Source organism: Halorientalis pallida (assembly GCF_004118325.1).
GTDB classification, from domain to species: domain Archaea; phylum Halobacteriota; class Halobacteria; order Halobacteriales; family Haloarculaceae; genus Halorientalis; species Halorientalis pallida.
Map to the genome: position 1 here is coordinate 57,444 of NZ_RDFA01000008.1, position 17,689 is coordinate 75,132.

Sequence of the window (17,689 nt, forward strand, 5' to 3'; positions counted from 1 at the left end):
TTGGTTACACGTCCCCCGCGTTCGTCAGCGGATTTAAGCACGCGGCTATCCCAGAGTGGGGTATGTTGGTCGACCAGTTCGGGCGCGAGGTGACCGGGGTCCGTGTCTCGCTGACGGACCGGTGTAACTTCGACTGCGTCTACTGCCACAACGAGGGACTGGGCGACACGCGCGGGCCGATGGAGCCACGGGACGACGAGATGAGTACCGACGACGTGGTCCGGTTTCTGGAGGTCGCCCGGGAGTTCGACGTCGAGGCAGTGAAGTTCACCGGCGGCGAGCCGATGCTCCGGGACGACCTCGAAGAGATCGTCCGGCGCACCCCCGACGGGATGGAGACCTCCCTGACGACCAACGGCACCTATCTCCCCGGCCGCGCCCCGGATCTGGTCGACGCCGGTCTCGACCGGGTGAACGTCTCCCAGGACGCCCTGGACCAGGAGGCGTTCGCACGCGTCACCCAGAGCGGCGAGTACGAGGCGGTGATCGAGGGCGTCGAGGCGGCTCTGGACGCCGGGCTCCAGCCGGTGAAGCTGAACATGGTCGTGTTCGAACAGACCGCGGGGTACGTCCCGGAGATGGTCGATCACGTGGCGGCGAACGATGGGCTCCAGCTCCAGCTCATCGAGTACATGCCCGAACTCGCCGGGCGGCCGGAGTGGGCCGTCGACATCCAGCGGGTCCACGACTGGCTCGAAGAGCAGGCCGACCACGTCGAACAGCGGGAGATGCACGATCGGCGGCGCTACTGGGTCGGGGGGAATCCCGCGAGCGAGTCGAGCGGGACCTCGTCGGACTCGTCCGACGGTGCTCCCGAGGACGACGAGGGCGGCATGGTCGAGATCGTCGATCCCGTCGGGAACGCCGACTTCTGTGCGAACTGCCATCGCGTGCGCGTGACGCACGAAGGATATCTCAAGGGCTGTCTCAACCGGAACGACGACCTGCGGTCGATGGGCGAGATGACGAGGCCGGAGATCAGAGAGGCGTTCCGCGAGACCGTCCACGAGCGGGTCCCGTACTACGGGGAGTACATGATCAAAGACGACGACGGCGAGTGGCGGATCAACGAGGAGTACATCGGCGTGTGATCACCACGTCGGCCGCTATCGGCCGGCGACGCCGTCCCGTTCCCGTGGTCGTCGATCCACGTACAGCAGACCGAGCATCACGACGAACAGCCACTTGCACACCTCGTAGACGACACGCCGCGCGAACCCGAAATCGAGCGTCGGCGCGCTTCCGGCCGAGAGCCAGTCCAGCGCGGCGAAGAGGCCGACGATGGCCGCGAGGAGCAGACCCGCGACCAGGGCAGTGGCGAGCAACGCGCCGACGACGGTCCAGCGGGCCTGGCTGACTGCCTTCCAGCCGAGGCTACCGGCGAACGTCGGCCGGGCACGGTCGATCACTGCCGCGGGAACGATCAGCGTCGAGGACACCAGCAGGTAGAGCAACAGGGGGTACAACGGCACCAGGTACAGTTCGAGCAGGCCGGTGGTCCAGACTCCGGGAACGAAGGTGGCGACGTCCCCGCCGAGTAGTGCGAACAGGCCCAGCGTCGTGAGCGTGATCGGCAGGAGCGGAACCGCGACGACGGCCGAGCCCACGACGGTCCCCTGGACGAACGAGATCGGCGACTGTGGATCGGTGTCGGTCCAGTCGGCCACGGCGAGGTAGGTCACCGCCAGGACGGGACAGGCGCTCACGAACTTGGCCACGAGCAGTTCGACCGACGTGAGAAACGTTGGCGCGACCGACGCGAGGACGCCGACGGCCAGGTGCAGCGCCGCGAGCGACGGCAGGTCGGTCAGAAACTGGACTGCCCGCACCTGGAGCGAGAGCGTGTGTCGGACCGGTCTCGGTAGCGAAGAGACGGCGGTCTGCAGCCAGCCACGCTCGCGCCCCGAACGAGGGGTCGTCATCGCCCCCGGGCGGCGAGTACGGTCGCCAGCGCTATCGATAGCCCCAGTCGAGCCCCCTTCATCGCCCGATTCTTTCAGTCGAGCGCACAAAATACCACTCCCTCAAAAGACAGGTTCGGTCGCCGTCCCCCCGGACGACCCCCGGTTCGTAGGACCTGGAAACGGTACCTCGTGGGGGCATCCAGGAACACCGATTATCACATCCACGGTCGGATCGAGAACACGCCGACCGCCGGTCCCGTTCGCGTGCTTCGGGACGCTTCCGTTGCGTTTAAATAGACCCTGGCAATACGGGAGAGTACAGATCGTGTAGGGGCAGCGGGCCCCGAGTCCGACGGAGATGCGGTGTCTCGCGGGCGAAGATACAACAGGCAAGCGGGTCGTGGTAGCCAAGTCTGGCCCAAGGCGCAGGGTTGCTAACTCTGTGGCGTCAAGCCTCCGGGGTTCGAATCCCCGCCACGACGCTCACCGACAACGGTTACACATGAGTGCAGAAGACCCACCCGAGGACGAGGACGCGGAGGAAGAGGAGGACATCCGCTACTTCGTCCGTATCGGACAGACAGACCTCGACGGGACGAAGTCCGTCGAGCGAGCACTGACAGACATGAACGGTATCGGACACCGGGCCGCCCGGATCATCACCGACAAGACGGACATCGACCGTCGGGACGTCTTCGGCAAGCTCGAAGACGAGGAGATCGAGGAGATCGTCGATCTCGTCGAAGGCTTCGCCGACGAGGTGCCCGAGTGGATGACCAACCACCAGTCGGACTACTTCTCGGGGGAGACGACCCACGAGACCGGCAACGAACTCAACATGACTCGTCGGCAGGACATCAACCGGATGAAGATGATCGACTCCTACCGGGGTGTCCGCCACAAGCGCGGGCAGAAGGTTCGTGGCCAGCGCACGAAGTCCACCGGTCGTACCGAGGGGACTATCGGCGTCAACGTCGAGGCGATCAAGGAAGAACAGGCCGAGGAGGCCGCCGAAGAGGGCGGTGAGGAATAATGCCACTCGGAACGAAGACCAAACTCTACGAGACGCCGAACCACCCCTTCCAGGGTGAACGTATCGCCGACGAGCACGACCTCGTCGCTCGTTACGGACTCAAGAACAAAGAGGAGCTCTGGCGCGCCCAGTCGGAACTGCGTTCCTACCGGCGCGAGGCCCGCCAGCTGCTCGGTGCCACCCAGGGTGACGCCGAAGCCGCCGAGAGCCAGGAGTTCCTGGCTCGGCTGAAGAAGTACGGCATCCTCGACGAAGAGGACAGCCTGGACTCCATCCTGTCGCTGGACGTGACCGACGTGCTAGAGCGGCGTCTCCAGACCGTCGTCTACCGCAAGGGCCTGGCCAACACGGCCAAGCAGGCGCGGCAGTTCATCGTTCACGGCCACGTCACGGTCGAAGGGAGCCGCGTCACCGAGCCCTCGCGGAAGGTCGCCGTCGCGGAAGGCGACGCCGTCGGGTTCGACAGTACGAGTCCGCTGACGGACGAACTCCACCCCGAACGCGCGGAGGAACAGTAACATGACAGAAGGCAAAGACGACATCTGGGGCATCGCCCACGTGCACGCATCGTTCAACAACACGATCATCACGATCACCGACCAGACCGGCGCGGAGACGCTGGCGAAATCCTCCGGCGGGACGGTCGTCAAACAGAACCGCGACGAGGCCTCGCCCTACGCGGCCATGCAGATGGCCGAGACGGTGGCCGAGCAGGTCCTCGCGCAGGGCGTCGAAGGCGTCCACGTTCGCGTGCGCGGTCCCGGTGGGAACCAGCAGAAGAATCCCGGCCCGGGCGCGCAGGCGACGATCCGCGCGCTGGCCCGAGCCGGCCTGGAGATCGGTCGTATCGAGGACGTGACACCCATCCCGCACGACGGCACGCGCGGCCCAAAGAACAGCGGATTCTAACATGGCACCGGACTACGACGTGGAGTTCATCGACCGGGGCGACCGCGACCGCGAAGCACGATTCCTCGTGCGCGACGTGAGCCCCGCGTTCGCGAACGGGATCCGGCGGGCGATGATCGCCGACGTGCCGACCCTCTCGATCGACGAGGTGCGTGTCATCGAGAACTCGTCGGTCATGTTCGACGAGCAGATCGCGCTCCGGCTCGGGCTGGTCCCGCTGACCACGCCCGACGATTACGAGATCGGGGAGACGGTCACGCTCGCGCTGGACGTCGAGGGACCGGGTACCGCCTACTCGGGCGACCTGGTCAGCACCGACGACCGCGTCGAGCCGGCTGACAAGAACGTCCCGATCATCGATCTCAAGGACCCGGAGGGCTCGGAGACCCCCCAGCGCCTGGAGGTCGAGGCCGACGCCGTCTACGACGTAGGTCGGGAACACGCCAAACACCAGGGCGGCGTGGCGGTCGGCTACCGTCACCTCCAGACCGTCGAGATCGTCGGCGACGCCGACGAGTACGGCGACGACGATCCCCACATCCTGCGTGGGGTCATCGAGGAGGACGGCGAGTTGATTCCGACCGAGGAGTTCGACCACGACCTGACCCAGCGGTACCCGGGCAAGGAAGTCGAAGTCCACGACGTTCCCAACGCGTTCGTGTTCCACGTCGAGACCGACGGTTCGATGTCGGTCGACGAGTTGGTGACACAGGCGGTGGACACGATTCACGGCCGGGCGAGCGAACTGAAGGACGCGGTACAGCTATAATGAACGACACTGCCCCAGCACACCGACATGACGCCTCCCGTCCCCTGAAGAGCGGCCGGGCCGACCGGTGGGCAATCGAAAGCGGTTTGAAGGGGCAGTCGGAACTGACACATGCGCGCAGGGATAGCCAAGTCAGGCCAACGGCGCAGCGTTCAGGGCGCTGTCCCGTAGGGGTCCGCAGGTTCAAATCCTGCTCCCTGCATTGTTCGGCTCGTCACGACCGACGAGTCGTAAAAGCGAGCAGACACACTTCTTCGGAGGTAGGATATGAGTAAGACGAACCCGAGACTCAGTAGTCTCATCGCCGACCTGAAGTCGACCGCCCGGAACTCGGGCGGCGAGGTCTGGGGCGACGTGGCCGACCGGCTGGAGAAGCCGCGAAGCACGCACGCCGAAGTCAACCTGGGCCGCATCGAGCGGTACGCCCAGGAAGACGAGACAGTGATCGTGCCCGGGAAGGTCCTGGGCAGCGGCGTCCTGCAGAAGGACGTCACGGTCGCCGCCGTTGACTTTTCCGGCACGGCCGAGACCAAGATCGACCAGGTAGGCGAGAGCATCACGCTAGAACAGGCACTCGAACGCAACCCCGAGGGCGGCGACGTACGGGTGATTCGATGAGTATCGCAGAATTCGACGCGGACGTCGTCGTCGAGGCACGTGACTGCATCCTCGGTCGGGTCGCCAGCGAGGTGGCCCAGCGCGCGCTCGACGGTGAGCGCGTGGCCGTGATCAACGCCGAACAGGCAGTCATCACTGGCAACGCCGAGGACACGATGGAGACGTACCGGAAGCGACGCGATCTGGGCTCGGACCGGGGGCCGTACTACCCGAAACAGCCCGACCGCATCTTCAAGCGCGCGATCCGCGGCATGCTGCCCTACAAGAAGGATCGCGGGCGCGAGGCATTCGAGAACGTCCGTGTCTACATCGGCAACCCCCACGACGAGGACGCAGACGTCGTCGAGGGGACGTCGCTGGATCGGCTCTCGAACATCAACTTCGTCCAGCTGGGCGAGGTCAGCGAAGAACTCGGAGCGAACGTCACATGGTAACTAACACGTCAGGCAAGAAGAAGACGGCCATCGCACGCGCGACGGTCACCGACGGCGAGGGTCGGGTTCGGGTGAACTCCCAGCCCGTCGAACTCGTCGAGCCGGAGCTGTCGCGGCTGAAGATGCTGGAACCGTTCCGGATCGCCGACGACGACCTGCGCGACGACGTGGACATCGACGTGCAGGTCGAGGGCGGCGGGACCTCCGGACAGGCGGACGCAGTCCGGACCGCCATCGCGCGCGGGCTCGTCCAGTTCCACAACGACGCGGAACTGCGGGACGCTTACATGGAGTTCGACCGGTCGCTGCTGGTCAACGACGTGCGCCAGACCGAACCCAAGAAGTGGGGCGGCCCGGGCGCTCGGGCGCGCTACCAGAAGTCCTACCGCTGAGGTGATTCAAGTATGATGGTACCGGTCCGGTGTTTCACCTGTGGTAACGTCGTCGGCGAACACTGGGAGGAGTTCAAGGCCCGCACCCAGGACGGCGAGGACCCCGAGATGGTCCTCGACGAGCTGGGCGTGGAGCGACACTGCTGTCGCCGCATGCTCGTCTCACACAAGGACCTCGTCGACATCGTGGCACCGTATCAGTGACACATGGCAGGACAGGACAACAGATACGAGAAGGCACGCATCATCGGCGCGCGAGCGCTGCAGGTGGCCTACGGCGCACCGGTGCTCATCGACACCGACCAGACCCAGCCGATCCTCATCGCGGCCGAGGAGTACGACGCTGGCGTCCTGCCGTTCACCGTCAGGCGGGGTGAACAGTGACGCTAATCGCCGACGTGTCCCTCCGACGGATCCTCGACTCCCGCGGCAACGGGACGGTCGAGGCGGAGGTGACCACGGACTCGGGCGGCTTCGGCCGTGCGGCCGCACCGAGCGGCGCGTCCACGGGCGAGTACGAGGCCATCGAACTGGAGCCAGCGGAGGCCATCGCGAAGGCCCGAGAACTGGCCGTCCCGCGACTCGTCGGCGAAGTCTTCGCCGGCGACCAGCGCGGCGTCGACCAGGCGCTGCACGGTGCCGACGGCACGGACGACTTCTCGAAGATCGGGGCCAACAGCGCGGTCGCGATCAGCATGGCCGCGGCCAAGGCCGGTGCCGACACGCAGGGGATCCCCCTCTACCAGCATCTCGGCGGTGCGTTCCGGGGGCGGAACTTCCCGGTGCCGCTGGGCAACGTCGTCGGCGGCGGTGAACACGCCGCAGACGCGACCCACATCCAGGAGTTCCTGGCCGCGCCCGTCGGCGCGCCGAGCGTCGTGGACGCGGTGTTCGCCAACGCGGCGGTCCACCAGGAAGTCCACGACATCCTGACCGGCCGCGACATCGCGGCCGGGAAGGGTGACGAGGGCGCGTGGGCACCGTCAGTGGACGACGCCGAGGCCTTCGAGATCGTCGCCGAGGCCACCGAACGCGTCGAAGACGAATTTGGGTTCGAGGTCCGGATGGGCCTGGACGTGGCCGGTGCCGAGCTGTACGACGCCGACGAGGGTGTCTACAGCTACGGCGAGCGGACCCGCGATACGGCCGCACAGATCGACTACATCGCGGACCTCGTCGACGAGTACGACCTCGTCTACGTCGAGGACCCGCTCGACGAGAACGATTACGAGGCGTTCGCCGACCTGACCGAGAGAGTCGGCGCGGAGACGCTAATCTGTGGCGACGACCTGTTCGTGACCAACACGGACCGGCTCGCCGAGGGGATCGAGCAGGGTGCGGCCAACAGCATCCTGATCAAGCCCAACCAGATCGGCACGCTGACCGACGCCTTCGACGCCATCGAACTGGCCGTCGAGAACGGGTACGAGCCGGTCGTCTCCCACCGGAGCGGAGAGACCGAGGACGCGACGATCGCACACCTCGCCGTGGCGACCGACGCGCCGTTCATCAAGACGGGCACGGTCGGCGGCGAGCGCACCGCGAAGCTGAACGAACTGATCAGAATCGAGGACAACGCATGAGTGGAAACGAAGAAGAGGGTCTCGACGCCGCCGAGTCGGAGGTCGACCCGGAGCCGACCGGCGAGTCCGGTGCGGAGCCGGAGCCCGATCCCGACACGGACGTCGCCGAGGCCGACGACGAGGAACAGACCCCCGACGCCGAGTCGGGTGAAGAGGAGGCGGCCGAGGAGGCCGCCGAAGCGGAAGCGGAAGAGGACCCGCGACTGGACGAGGACGTCATGCCCGACGACGAGGCGGACCTCCTCATCCCGGTCGAGGACTACCTCGCGGCCGGTGTCCACATCGGGACCCAGCAGAAGACCAAGGACATGGAGCGGTTCATCCACCGCGTCCGGACCGACGGCCTGTACGTGCTGGACGTCTCGATGACCGACCAGCGCATCCGGACGGCCGCGGACTTCCTGGGCGATTACAACCCCGAGCAGATCCTCGTGGCCTCCTCGCGCCAGTACGGTCGCTTCCCGGCGGAACAGTTCGCGGACGCCATCGGCGCTCGCGCACGCACCGGGCGGTTCATCCCGGGCACACTCACGAACCCCGACTACGAGGGCTACATCGAGCCCGACGTCGTGGTCGTGACCGACCCCATCGGTGACTCCCAGGCCGTCAAGGAGGCCATCACCGTGGGCATCCCGGTCATCGCGATGTGTGACTCCAACAACCAGACGAGCAACGTCGACCTCGTGGTCCCGACGAACAACAAGGGTCGCAAGGCCCTGTCGGTCGTCTACTGGCTGCTGGCCAACGAGACGCTCGACCGCCGTGGTGCCGAACCGGCCTACGCGCTCGAGGACTTCGAGAGCGAACTCTGAATTCCGGCGCGACCGACGTTTCGTTTTAGCGATTTTCGGACGACGAGTGTGCAGACCGTACACGCGAATCCAACACAGACCGACGGCGCGTACACACGACGGTGACGTACGCCGCCAGTTTCGATGCGAGCTACGTGCTCGGGTCGTGAGACGGCCACGGCCCGCGGTCGACACGCGTGGCGTCGAGACGCCCACACTTTTTACCACGGTACAAAACGAGAGAATATGTCTGAGCATTCACCGTCGTCCGATTTCTTCACGAGTATCGAGTTCATCGCGGGACTCAACTTCGTTCTGATGGGGTTCGTGATGTTTTTCTTCTTCGGCCCGTTCGGGAACGCGACGCTCGAACTGGCCAAGAAGGCGCTGGGACTGGCCGTCGTCTTCGGCGGTGTCGGGGTGATCTGGTACAGCTACCAGACCGACAATTACCGAACCGTCGACGACGTCGACGAGGAGGCAAGCGACTCCGGGTCGGTGTTGAGCCGAATCAATTCCGGCGCAGTCTCCGCGTACGGTTTCATGCTGCTCGTCGCATTCATCCCGGTACTCGTCCCATCGGACGTGCCACTCAGCGCGCCGACGTACGTCTACCCCGTCGTCGGCTTCGTGGGTATGGCTCTCGTGTACCTCATCCGCAGGTGAGTCCGTCGCGAAGACGTGTGCCGGGCTGTCTCGGCGAGGGTTCCGAGAGCGGGACTTCGGTGACTTCCGTGGGACGGAGCCACCTGCTCGGCTCTGGACCCCCTCAAGACCTTTGGTTCACGCCGTCGAGGCCGGACGTATGGCCGACGATTCGACGATGAACGCCCTGATCGGTGGTGTCGTGACGATAGTGCTCTCCTTCACTGGCTTCTCGCCGATCCTCGGCGGAGCAGTCGCCGGGTACCTGAACCAGCGCGACGGCGTGCGCGTGGGCACGCTGGCCGGCCTGATCGCACTCGTGCCGTTGATTTTGGGGCTGTTTTTCTTCGGTGGAGTCCTCGGACTGTTCTCGATCTTCGGCGGTCGCGGCGCGATGATGGCCGGGGGTATCGGGCTGATCATCACCCTGTTCGCGTTCGCGTTCGTGTCGGCCATCATCGTCGGCCTGTCGGCGCTGGGCGGGTACGTCGGGGAGTACCTCTACACCGAAGACGTGCTCTGAACCCGGTAGTTCCATTACCCGAGAGTGGAATGGGCGGATATGGTCGTTTCCAGCGCACCGGGGAAGGTCTATCTCTTCGGGGAGCACGCGGTGGTGTACGGGGAACCGGCGGTGCCGTGCGCGATAGAGCGACGGGCGCGCGTCACCGTCGAGGAACGCGACGACGGCGCGCTACGGGTCCACTCCACCGACCTCACGCTCGACGGGTTCACCGTGGAGTACGACGGCGCGGCGGACGCCTCGGCCGACGTGGACGTACCCGAGGCGCTGGTCGAGGCGGCCGTGGGCTACGTCGACGCGGCGGCCGAACAGGCCCGTGACGCCGCCGGGCGGCCCGACGCGGGCTTCGACATCACCATCGAGAGCGAGATCCCGCTCGGCGCGGGACTGGGGTCCTCGGCGGCGGTGGTCGTGGCGGGCATCGACGCGGCGACCCGCGAGCTGGGCGTCGAACTGTCGTCCAGAGAGATCGCCGAGCGTGCCTACGAGGTCGAGTACGAGGTCCAGGACGGACAGGCCTCGCGGGCGGACACGTTCTGTTCCGCGGTCGGCGGCGCGGTCCGGATCGAGGGGGAGGACTGCCAGCCCATCCAGGACGTACCCACGCTCCCGTTCGTCATCGGGTACGACGGTGGGGCCGGGGACACAGGCGAACTCGTCGCAGGCGTTCGTCGACTCAAAGAGGAGTATCCCTTCGCGGCCGACACCGTCGAGACCATCGGCGATCTGGTCCGGCAGGGCGAGCGAGCGCTCGAAGCGGGTGACCTCGAAGAACTCGGTCGGTTGATGGACTTCAACCACGGGTTGCTGGAGGCGCTGGGCGTCTCCTCGCGGTCGCTGGACGAGATGGTGTGGGCCGCCCGGGAGTCCGATGCGCTGGGGGCGAAGCTGACTGGGGCCGGCGGTGGCGGCTGTATCGTCGTGCTGGACGAGACCGAGGAGGCGCGGACCGCACTGTCGTACACGCCGGGCTGTGCGGAGACGTTCCGGGCGGAACTTGACACCGACGGCGTGCGGGTGGACCAACGATGACGGTCGTCGTCAAACTCGGCGGGAGCGTCGTCACCGAGAAAGACGAGCCCGAGACGCTCGACGGGGCGGCCATCGAGCGCGCGGCACGGGCGGTCGCCGCGGCCGATGAGGAAGTCGTGGTCGTCCACGGCGGCGGGAGCTTCGGCCACCACTACGCGACGCGCCACGGTGTCTCCCGGACCGACGGGACGACGGACCCGACGGCCGTGCGCGAGATTCACGGTGCGATGCAGCGACTGAACGACGCGATAGTCGAGGCACTCGCCGACGCGGGCGTCCCGGCGGTTCCGGTCCACCCGCTGTCGGCCGGCGTGCGGGACGCCGGCGGGGGACTCGAACTGCCGACCGGACAGGTCGAGACGATGCTCGAGGAGGGGTTCGTCCCGGTCTTGCACGGGGACGTTCTCGCCCACGCGGGAGCGGGCGCGACCATTGTCAGCGGCGACGAACTCGTCGTGGCGCTGGCGACCGGCCTCGACGCCGACAGCGTGGGGCTCTGCTCGGCAGTACCTGGTGTCCTCGACGCCGAGGACGCGGTGATCGATCGAATCGACGCGTTCGAGGACGTGGCCGCGGTGCTAGGCGGGAGCGACGCCGCGGACGTGACCGGTGGGATGGCCGCGAAGGTCCGGACGCTGCTGGATCTGGGGACGCCGGCGTCGATCTTCGCGCTGGACGACCTCGACGCGTTCTTCGACGGCGAGCGACCGGGCACACTGGTGGCCGGGGGCGACCCCGACGAGTCCTAGCGAACGACGACCCCTCTCTTCGGTGATAGGCAGTCGAACCGGAGTGTAACTGGAGACCTGCCCACGGCGTGGCCTCGCGCCGCCCGAAACGTGGCGTACTCTTATTGGGGATTGTTACCAACAACAGCGACATGACAACTGTGAGAATCGTAGACGGGGCGAGATACGGCTTCAGGACGGTCGGTCTCGTCTTCGGTCTGCTGGTGGTCAGCGGCGCCCTGTTCGCCCTGGGGGGCCTGCTGGCGACCGGTGGCGAGCTGACGTTACGGGGACCGCTCCTGGCTGTCGGCCAGCCGGCGATGCTCGCCGCCGGCGGATTCTTCGGACTGGCCGGCGTCGTGGTCCTCTACGCCGGGACCGTCGGGCTGATTCACAAGCTGATCGCGGACAGCGTCACGGCCGGCGTCGAGAACGCCGAGTCGGCGGTCGCAACGCCGGAGTCGGCCGACTCCGAGACGACCGGGGAGTCGGAGTCCGACTCGGGGTCGATATTCGACCGCGAGAATCGGCCGGACACCGGTCCGATCGCGGCCGACTCGCCGACGGAGGCCGAACCCGCCGCGACCGAGCCCGAGCCGGCGGCCGAGACGACGGAGTCGGACGTCGGGACGGTCGAGCCGGATTCGGTGGACCTGGTCGACGAACCGACGAAAAAGCCCGGACAGACCCAGCCGTCGTCCGAACCGACCGCCGACGCCGCCGGGGACGACGTGGCCGATCCCGGGCCGGATTCGAAATCGACGGACGCCAGTGACGACTGGGACTCGACGGGGGACAGCACTGCGACGACGCCCGTCGAGGAGGACGTGGACGACGACGAGGCGGTTGCGGATCCGGTCGCGGGATCGGACGAGGACCCGATCACGTCAGCTCCCGAGACTGGCGTGAAGGCGGGCGAGGACACGACCGCGGGCGAACCGGCCCCGGCGGACGGGGAGCCACCGACGCCGGAGGACATCGACCGGGCAGTCAGCGAGGCGACCGGGAGCGGCCTCGGTGACACACGGGCCGAGGACGAACCTGCCGGAGACGAGGCGACGGCGGAAGCCGCGGAGGACGTGCCGGACGAACCCGCCACAGACGAGAGGCTGGAGGGGGACGACGCGGTGCCGTCGGCGGACGACCGTGGTGAGTCCACAGCGGGCGACACCGAGGTCGAGGACACGTTCACCGCGCCCGAGAACGATTCGGACGTGGACGAGGATCCCTCGGAGATGGCGAAAGCCGACGTGATCGACCGTGCGTTCGAGCAGGAAGCGGAAGAGGACCTCGACGAGGATGGGCACACGATCATCGACGACGCCATCGAGGAGGGCGAGGTCGAGGACGCCACCGACGAGCCGGGCGACTGGGAGCCGCTCGACGAGAGCGACCTCAAGGACGACTGAACTGCACCGTCGCAGTGTTTCGGTGGCAGAAACGATCCCGGCCTCTGGACGGCGTCACGTTTCAGGCACCGTCCAGTGGGCGAAGCTGGCGTGGCCGTGTCCTGTCCCTGTGGGGCGGAGGCGCGGTCGGTGCCACCCTCCGGGTGTTCTCTAGTTCGTGATTACGTGGTTGAGACAGTCCTCGTTAATCACGGTCCCGTCGACGGTGAGCCGGGCGCAGTTCTGCACGCCGTCGGAGCCGCCTGGGAACTGGCTGGCCGGTGCGACGTCGACGATCAGCGTGAGCACCGGGAGACAGTCCCCGGGAGCGAGCCCACCGGTGTTCGGGTGGGTCGCGGTGACGAGGCCGTTGGTCACGGAGACGCTCCAGCCGCTACCGCTTCCGGAGACGAACGTCATGCCGTCCGGGAGGTCGTCGGTCACTCTGATCCCGCTCTCACACTGCTGTCTGGTCGGGTTGCAGACCCTGATCTCGTAGGTCCCCTGGTTGCCGTAGGTGAACTGGTTCGGTGCGACCTTCTCGACTTCCAGTCCGTCACAGCCGACGTTCGACTGGGTGACCGGGACCTGGACGCAGTCCCGGTCGTCGTTCGGGTCGGCATCGTCGCCTCCGAGTCGGGCGCAGTTGCGGATGGCGTCGCCCGTCTCGTCCGTCGGGCCGACCACGACTTCGATGGTGACGGTCGGCAGGCAGTCGCCGGGTGCCAGGCCGCCGGTGTTCTGATGCCCGAACTCGACGAGTCCGCCGTTCTCCGTGACGCTCCAGCCAGTGCCGGTGGCTCCGACGTAGCTGGTCCCGCCGGGCAGTTCGTCGACGACGCGGACGGGTTCGACACAGGTGCCGTCGCCGTCGTTGCAGACGATAATCTGGAACTCGGTCGTGTCGCCCGGAGCGACGGTGTCGCCGTCGTGTCGCTTGGTGATCGAGAGGTCGCACTCGCCGTCGTCCCCACCGTCGGGGTCGACCGGCACCTGAACGCAGTCCCGGTCGTTGGTGGCGTCGGCGTCCTCGTACTCGAGGTGTGCGCAGTTGCGGATGGCGTCGCCCGTCTCGTCCGTCGAGCCGACCGCGACTTCGATGGTGACGGTCGGCAGGCAGTCGCCGGGTGCTAATCCGCTGCTGTTCAGGTGTTCGGCGGTGACGACGCCGCCGGATTCGCTGACGCTCCAGCCAGTGCCGGTGGCTCCGACGTAGCTGACGCCGTTCGGCAGGTCGTCGACGACCGTCACCAGACCGCGGCAGAGGCGGTCGCCGTCGTTACAGACGGTGATCTGGAACTCGGTCGTGTCACCGGGTACGACCGCCGTCCCGTCGTGACGCTTGGTGATCGAGAGGTCGCACTTCCCGTCGGTGGGCTCTCCGACCGGGACCCTGATGCAGGCTTCCTTGTAGGCCGCGTCGCCGTCGCCCTGCTGGACGGTCGCACAGTTCTCCAGCACGTCCCCGGCCTCGTCCATCGGGCCGACCTCGACCTCGACGGTCAGCGTCGGGAGACAGGCACCGGGAGCCAGTCCGTTCGCGTTGGAGTGTTCGGCGGTGACGGTGCCACCGGACACCGTCGCGGTCCAGCCGCTCCCGGAGACGCCGGTGTAGGTCGTACCGCTCGGCAGTTCGTCTTCGACGGTGACGGTGTCTTCACACCGGCCGTCGCCGTCGTTACAGACGGTGATCTGGAACTCGGTCGTGTCGCCGTAGGACACCGTTTCGCCCGAGTGCTCTTTCCTGATCGAGAGGTCACAGGTACCGTCGTCGACGGGGGCGTCGCAGTCACAGAACAGGTCCGCGTCGACGAGCAACCCGGAGACGGTCTGGTCGTTTCGGACCCTCGCACGGAGCGTGTACTGGCCGGCGGTCACCGGTTGGAATATCGGGCCTTTCAGCGTCGTGTGTCCCGCGCCCTGGTCCAGTTGGGTCGTCCCGGACTGGTCCTCGAGTTCGAGGGTCGCCTGGTCGTCGACCGACCAGTCGTGGATGCGGAGTTGACACTGCCCCTCCGTCCAGGTGTCGGGCACCTCGAAGTCGATCTCGTAGACGTAGGTTCCGACCGGGTCCACGGTCGTCGGCCAGCCGCCAGTCCCGTAGGGATCGATCCAGTTGGCGCTGCTGAGCGTGACCCACTGACTGACCGGCTGGACGCTGATCGCCTGGCCCGTGGTGCCGTCGGGTGAACTCGTGACTCGCCAGTCGGTGTCCGTCACACCGAACGCGTCCGGGACGAAGTTCGTGCTCCCCGTACTCAGATCGACGTGGCGGTCCCGGCACGGTGGGTCGTCGTGAATGCAGCCCGCGAGCGCGAGCGCACCGCCAACGCCGACCGTCTGGAGTGCGCGACGACGCGTGATCGGGCCAGCGGGAGAGTCGCCGCCGCTCATCGAACGTCCCTCGCGTCTAGTCTCCCGTGCTCCGACGGTATCCCGCTCCGGACCGACCACGCTGTTCGCTCCCCACACCGCTGCTGCTGTCCGCTGTGTGCGTCTATCATCGTCTACCTACGATCTGTCTTCGCCGTTCCCGTCGAACACGACGACAACCAGATACGAAGTATTGTCTATTATGCTATATAAATATATTTGAAATCTTCACCGAGTTCTGATCGTGTCTCGGCCTGCCTGTGCTCACAGGTCGAGCAGTTCTTTGGCGATGATGTTGCGCTGGATCGCACTGGCGCCTTCACCGATCTGGTAGAGTTTCGCGTGGCGGTACTGGCGTTCGACCGGGTAGTCGCGGGTGTAGCCGTTGCCGCCGTGGAGTTGCATGGCGTCGCTGGCGACTTCCTCGGCGACCTCGGAGGCGTAGAGTTTCGCCATGCTGGCGAGCTTCGTGGGTTTCTCGTCTCGGTCGATGCGTGCAGCGGCGTCGTAGGTGAGCCGACGGGCGTTCTCGACTTTCACCGCCATGTCCGCGAGCGTGTGCTGGACGGCCTGGAACTCTTCGAGTTCCCGGTCGAACTGCGTGCGCTCGCCGACGTACTCGACGGCCTCGTCGAGACACCGCTGTGCGATGCCCAGCGCCTGGGCTGCGATACCGACCCGTTCTTCCTCGAAGAACTCCATGAGCTGGTAGAACCCGGCGTCCTCGTAGCCGACGAGGTTCTCTTCCGGGACGCGCACCCCGTCGTACCGTAACTGGGCGGTGTCGGACGCGTTCCAGCCCATCTTGTGGATGTTCGACTCGACCGTGAACCCGTCGCGGTCGGTCTCGACGATGATCGCGGAGATGCCGGCGTGGCCCTCGACACCGGTTCGACACATCGTGAGGACGTAATCCGCGATGGAACCGTGTGTGATGAACGTCTTCACCCCGTCGACGACGTACTCGTCTCCCTCCTTTTGCGCGGTCGTCTCGATACCGGCGGCGTTGCTGCCGTGATCCGGTTCGGTGTTGCCGAGCGCGCCGATCAGTTCACCCGAGGTGATTCCTTCGAGGATCCACTCTTTCTGTGCCTCGGTCCCGTACTCGGCGATCATCCGGGTGCCGAACTCGGTGCCGATGGCCGCGAGCATCCCGGCGTCCGCGCGGGCGATCTCTTCGGCGAAGATCGAGGCCTCGATCTGTCCCATCCCCGCGCCACCGTACTCTTCGGGGATCGAGACGCCGATCAGCCCGGCGTCGACGGCCCGCTCCCAGACCGCCTCCGGCCACTCGCCGCTCTCCTCGTGTTCCCGGGCGACCGGTTCGATCTCGTTCTCCGCGAACTCGCGCGCTGTCCGTCGGACGGCCCGTTGCTCCTCCGTCAGGGAGAAATCGATCATAGGCCAGCGACGACGAGTAGTGTGTTAACTGTTTCCGAACGACAAGAACCAGCCACCCGTTTATCGTTTCCTGCGCCGTGGAAACGTATCACAAGGAATTAGAAACGCATTTACCGTGTCTGGTCGGGCATGTAGGGGATGACAGGGTTCGATCCGACGCCGCCGAGTACGGACGTGTACGCCGAGGACTTGTTAGCGGGCGAGACGGCGCTGATCACCGGTGGTGGGACGGGAATCGGGAAGGAGATCGCACTGGCGATGGCCGATCACGGGGCGGACGTGGCGGTCGCGAGCCGGAACATGGACCACCTGGAGCCGGTGGCCGAGGCGGTCGAGGGGAGGGGGCAGGACGCCTGTGCGACCACCGTCGACGTGCGCGACGAGGACGAAGTGGACGCGATGACCGAGACGGTGATCGACGAGCTCGGCGAGGTCACGATCCTGATCAACAACGCGGGGGCGAACTTCGTCACGCCGACCGAGGAACTGTCGGCCAACGGCTGGCGGTCGGTCGTGGGGACTATCCTCGACGGGACGGCCTACTGTTCGTTCTCGGTGGGCGAGCACATGATCGAGAACGGCGGTGGATCGATCGTCTCGATGGGGGCGACGAACTCGGAGTTCGGCGCGCCCTACCACGCCCACTCCGGCGCGGGGAAGGCGGGCGTCCACAACCTGATGCAGTCACTGGCCAGCGAGTGGGCCAAGTTCGGGATTCGCGCGAACACGGTCGCGCCGGGGATCATCGAGACCGAGGGGATCGCCGGCGCGGTCGGCGGGTCGCTACCCGAGCAACTGCTGGAGGACCTGGCCGCGGATCGGTTCGGCGAACCGGCGGACTGCGTGCCGCTCGTCCTCTTCCTGGCGAGTCCGGCCGCGAACTACGTGACGGGGAGTTACTACGTGGTCGACGGCGGCCACCTGCTCCACCAGTCGCCGATGGAGTGACGCGGCCGCCAGTGACGGGGAGGGGTGTCCAAACCCAACAGTTTTAATAGCGGGTGCCGAAGGGCTGGATAACCGAGCGCACGGCCGCCCGGACTCGGACGCGGCGGCCGGCAACACATCGAGCGGTTCGGTGTGTCCGGAACGGGACCGACTCCCGTCCGTCGACGCGCGACGCGGGCCAGATTCTGGCACGTGGCCGCACGGAATCAGTCGGCGGT

At 66.6% G+C, this 17,689-nt stretch carries 21 protein-coding genes and 2 tRNA genes; 20 read left to right on the top strand and 3 right to left on the bottom strand.

Annotated features, from left to right (window positions below; genetic code table 11):
- Window positions 1-62: 62 nt before the first annotated feature.
- Entirely contained in the window at window positions 63-1,091 is a 1,029-nt protein-coding gene (gene moaA / locus EAF64_RS18440; protein ID WP_129070454.1) for a GTP 3',8-cyclase MoaA, read from the top strand.
- Window positions 1,092-1,106: 15 nt separating this feature from the next.
- Here moaA and EAF64_RS18445 read toward each other — a convergent pair whose 3' ends face one another.
- Complete coding sequence (locus tag EAF64_RS18445) at window positions 1,107-1,922, bottom strand: hypothetical protein (protein ID WP_129070455.1); 816 nt, start codon at window positions 1,920-1,922, stop codon at window positions 1,107-1,109.
- A gap of 379 nt (window positions 1,923-2,301) precedes the next feature.
- Here EAF64_RS18445 and EAF64_RS18450 point away from each other — a divergent pair.
- The 18 genes from EAF64_RS18450 to EAF64_RS18535 all read left to right on the top strand — a co-directional run bounded on the left by EAF64_RS18450 (window position 2,302) and on the right by EAF64_RS18535 (window position 12,770).
- Window positions 2,302-2,386, top strand: a tRNA-Ser gene (locus tag EAF64_RS18450).
- 20 nt (window positions 2,387-2,406) lie between these two features.
- Window positions 2,407-2,937, top strand: coding sequence for a 30S ribosomal protein S13 (locus EAF64_RS18455; protein WP_129070456.1), 531 nt, complete (start codon window positions 2,407-2,409; stop codon window positions 2,935-2,937).
- The gene (locus tag EAF64_RS18460) at window positions 2,937-3,455 is read left to right on the top strand and encodes a 30S ribosomal protein S4 (protein ID WP_129070457.1); all 519 of its coding nucleotides are present in this window, start codon (window positions 2,937-2,939) and stop codon (window positions 3,453-3,455) included. The genes EAF64_RS18455 and EAF64_RS18460 overlap by 1 nt, the downstream gene beginning before the upstream one ends.
- A gap of 1 nt (window position 3,456) precedes the next feature.
- Window positions 3,457-3,846: a 30S ribosomal protein S11 gene (locus EAF64_RS18465; RefSeq protein WP_129070458.1), complete on the top strand. Its 390-nt coding sequence runs from the start codon at window positions 3,457-3,459 to the stop codon at window positions 3,844-3,846.
- 1 nt (window position 3,847) lies between these two features.
- Window positions 3,848-4,615 (top strand): DNA-directed RNA polymerase subunit D, encoded by a 768-nt coding sequence (locus EAF64_RS18470; protein WP_129070459.1) that lies wholly within the window; start codon window positions 3,848-3,850, stop codon window positions 4,613-4,615.
- Between the two features lie 117 nt (window positions 4,616-4,732).
- Window positions 4,733-4,817: transfer RNA gene (locus tag EAF64_RS18475), tRNA-Leu, on the top strand.
- Between the two features lie 65 nt (window positions 4,818-4,882).
- The gene (locus EAF64_RS18480; RefSeq protein ID WP_129070460.1) at window positions 4,883-5,233 is read left to right on the top strand and encodes a 50S ribosomal protein L18e; all 351 of its coding nucleotides are present in this window, start codon (window positions 4,883-4,885) and stop codon (window positions 5,231-5,233) included.
- Entirely contained in the window at window positions 5,230-5,667 is a 438-nt protein-coding gene (locus tag EAF64_RS18485) for a 50S ribosomal protein L13 (RefSeq protein WP_129070461.1), read from the top strand. The genes EAF64_RS18480 and EAF64_RS18485 overlap by 4 nt, the downstream gene beginning before the upstream one ends.
- On the top strand, window positions 5,661-6,059 hold the full coding sequence (locus tag EAF64_RS18490) for a 30S ribosomal protein S9 (protein ID WP_129070462.1): 399 nt from the start codon (window positions 5,661-5,663) through the stop codon (window positions 6,057-6,059). Before EAF64_RS18485 ends, EAF64_RS18490 begins: the two co-directional genes overlap by 7 nt.
- Before the next feature lie 12 nt (window positions 6,060-6,071).
- Window positions 6,072-6,263: a DNA-directed RNA polymerase subunit N gene (locus tag EAF64_RS18495; RefSeq protein ID WP_092692413.1), complete on the top strand. Its 192-nt coding sequence runs from the start codon at window positions 6,072-6,074 to the stop codon at window positions 6,261-6,263.
- Window positions 6,264-6,266: 3 nt separating this feature from the next.
- Window positions 6,267-6,443 carry a DNA-directed RNA polymerase subunit K gene (locus tag EAF64_RS18500; RefSeq protein ID WP_129070463.1) on the top strand — a complete coding sequence of 59 codons (177 nt, stop codon included), beginning with the start codon at window positions 6,267-6,269 and terminating at the stop codon, window positions 6,441-6,443.
- Window positions 6,440-7,642 (top strand): phosphopyruvate hydratase, encoded by a 1,203-nt coding sequence (gene eno, locus EAF64_RS18505; protein ID WP_129070464.1) that lies wholly within the window; start codon window positions 6,440-6,442, stop codon window positions 7,640-7,642. Before EAF64_RS18500 ends, eno begins: the two co-directional genes overlap by 4 nt.
- A complete protein-coding gene (rpsB, locus tag EAF64_RS18510; RefSeq protein WP_129070465.1) occupies window positions 7,639-8,454 on the top strand; it encodes a 30S ribosomal protein S2 in 816 nt (271 codons plus the stop codon). The genes eno and rpsB overlap by 4 nt, the downstream gene beginning before the upstream one ends.
- Window positions 8,455-8,679: 225 nt before the next feature.
- Entirely contained in the window at window positions 8,680-9,099 is a 420-nt protein-coding gene (locus EAF64_RS18515) for a hypothetical protein (RefSeq protein WP_129070466.1), read from the top strand.
- Between the two features lie 139 nt (window positions 9,100-9,238).
- Complete coding sequence (locus EAF64_RS18520; protein ID WP_129070467.1) at window positions 9,239-9,601, top strand: DUF5518 domain-containing protein; 363 nt, start codon at window positions 9,239-9,241, stop codon at window positions 9,599-9,601.
- A 39-nt stretch (window positions 9,602-9,640) separates the two neighbouring features.
- Window positions 9,641-10,633: a mevalonate kinase gene (mvk, locus tag EAF64_RS18525; protein WP_129070468.1), complete on the top strand. Its 993-nt coding sequence runs from the start codon at window positions 9,641-9,643 to the stop codon at window positions 10,631-10,633.
- Entirely contained in the window at window positions 10,630-11,382 is a 753-nt protein-coding gene (locus tag EAF64_RS18530) for an isopentenyl phosphate kinase (RefSeq protein WP_129070469.1), read from the top strand. The genes mvk and EAF64_RS18530 overlap by 4 nt, the downstream gene beginning before the upstream one ends.
- Before the next feature lie 131 nt (window positions 11,383-11,513).
- The gene (locus EAF64_RS18535) at window positions 11,514-12,770 is read left to right on the top strand and encodes a hypothetical protein (protein ID WP_129070470.1); all 1,257 of its coding nucleotides are present in this window, start codon (window positions 11,514-11,516) and stop codon (window positions 12,768-12,770) included.
- Window positions 12,771-12,920: 150 nt separating this feature from the next.
- Here the strand turns inward: EAF64_RS18535 and EAF64_RS18540 are convergent, their stop codons facing one another.
- Both EAF64_RS18540 and EAF64_RS18545 read right to left on the bottom strand, forming a co-directional pair.
- Entirely contained in the window at window positions 12,921-15,143 is a 2,223-nt protein-coding gene (locus tag EAF64_RS18540; RefSeq protein WP_227739058.1) for a DUF11 domain-containing protein, read from the bottom strand.
- 243 nt (window positions 15,144-15,386) lie between these two features.
- Window positions 15,387-16,523: an acyl-CoA dehydrogenase family protein gene (locus EAF64_RS18545; protein ID WP_394345757.1), complete on the bottom strand. Its 1,137-nt coding sequence runs from the start codon at window positions 16,521-16,523 to the stop codon at window positions 15,387-15,389.
- A 138-nt stretch (window positions 16,524-16,661) separates the two neighbouring features.
- On the opposite strand from EAF64_RS18545, the gene EAF64_RS18550 reads away from it, so the two are divergent.
- The gene (locus EAF64_RS18550; RefSeq protein ID WP_129070471.1) at window positions 16,662-17,471 is read left to right on the top strand and encodes an SDR family oxidoreductase; all 810 of its coding nucleotides are present in this window, start codon (window positions 16,662-16,664) and stop codon (window positions 17,469-17,471) included.
- Window positions 17,472-17,689: the final 218 nt, after the last annotated feature.

Bases quoted from the DNA above. Each gene is read 5' to 3' on its own strand.
- moaA (WP_129070454.1), top strand. From the start codon at position 63: ATGTTGGTCGACCAGTTCGGGCGCGAGGTGACCGGGGTCCGTGTCTCG.
- EAF64_RS18445 (WP_129070455.1), bottom strand. From the start codon at position 1,922: ATGACGACCCCTCGTTCGGGGCGCGAGCGTGGCTGGCTGCAGACCGCC.
- EAF64_RS18455 (WP_129070456.1), top strand. From the start codon at position 2,407: ATGAGTGCAGAAGACCCACCCGAGGACGAGGACGCGGAGGAAGAGGAG.
- EAF64_RS18460 (WP_129070457.1), top strand. From the start codon at position 2,937: ATGCCACTCGGAACGAAGACCAAACTCTACGAGACGCCGAACCACCCC.
- EAF64_RS18465 (WP_129070458.1), top strand. From the start codon at position 3,457: ATGACAGAAGGCAAAGACGACATCTGGGGCATCGCCCACGTGCACGCA.
- EAF64_RS18470 (WP_129070459.1), top strand. From the start codon at position 3,848: ATGGCACCGGACTACGACGTGGAGTTCATCGACCGGGGCGACCGCGAC.
- EAF64_RS18480 (WP_129070460.1), top strand. From the start codon at position 4,883: ATGAGTAAGACGAACCCGAGACTCAGTAGTCTCATCGCCGACCTGAAG.
- EAF64_RS18485 (WP_129070461.1), top strand. From the start codon at position 5,230: ATGAGTATCGCAGAATTCGACGCGGACGTCGTCGTCGAGGCACGTGAC.
- EAF64_RS18490 (WP_129070462.1), top strand. From the start codon at position 5,661: ATGGTAACTAACACGTCAGGCAAGAAGAAGACGGCCATCGCACGCGCG.
- EAF64_RS18495 (WP_092692413.1), top strand. From the start codon at position 6,072: ATGATGGTACCGGTCCGGTGTTTCACCTGTGGTAACGTCGTCGGCGAA.
- EAF64_RS18500 (WP_129070463.1), top strand. From the start codon at position 6,267: ATGGCAGGACAGGACAACAGATACGAGAAGGCACGCATCATCGGCGCG.
- rpsB (WP_129070465.1), top strand. From the start codon at position 7,639: ATGAGTGGAAACGAAGAAGAGGGTCTCGACGCCGCCGAGTCGGAGGTC.
- EAF64_RS18515 (WP_129070466.1), top strand. From the start codon at position 8,680: ATGTCTGAGCATTCACCGTCGTCCGATTTCTTCACGAGTATCGAGTTC.
- EAF64_RS18520 (WP_129070467.1), top strand. From the start codon at position 9,239: ATGGCCGACGATTCGACGATGAACGCCCTGATCGGTGGTGTCGTGACG.
- mvk (WP_129070468.1), top strand. From the start codon at position 9,641: ATGGTCGTTTCCAGCGCACCGGGGAAGGTCTATCTCTTCGGGGAGCAC.
- EAF64_RS18530 (WP_129070469.1), top strand. From the start codon at position 10,630: ATGACGGTCGTCGTCAAACTCGGCGGGAGCGTCGTCACCGAGAAAGAC.
- EAF64_RS18535 (WP_129070470.1), top strand. From the start codon at position 11,514: ATGACAACTGTGAGAATCGTAGACGGGGCGAGATACGGCTTCAGGACG.
- EAF64_RS18540 (WP_227739058.1), bottom strand. From the start codon at position 15,143: ATGAGCGGCGGCGACTCTCCCGCTGGCCCGATCACGCGTCGTCGCGCA.
- EAF64_RS18545 (WP_394345757.1), bottom strand. From the start codon at position 16,523: ATGATCGATTTCTCCCTGACGGAGGAGCAACGGGCCGTCCGACGGACA.
- EAF64_RS18550 (WP_129070471.1), top strand. From the start codon at position 16,662: ATGACAGGGTTCGATCCGACGCCGCCGAGTACGGACGTGTACGCCGAG.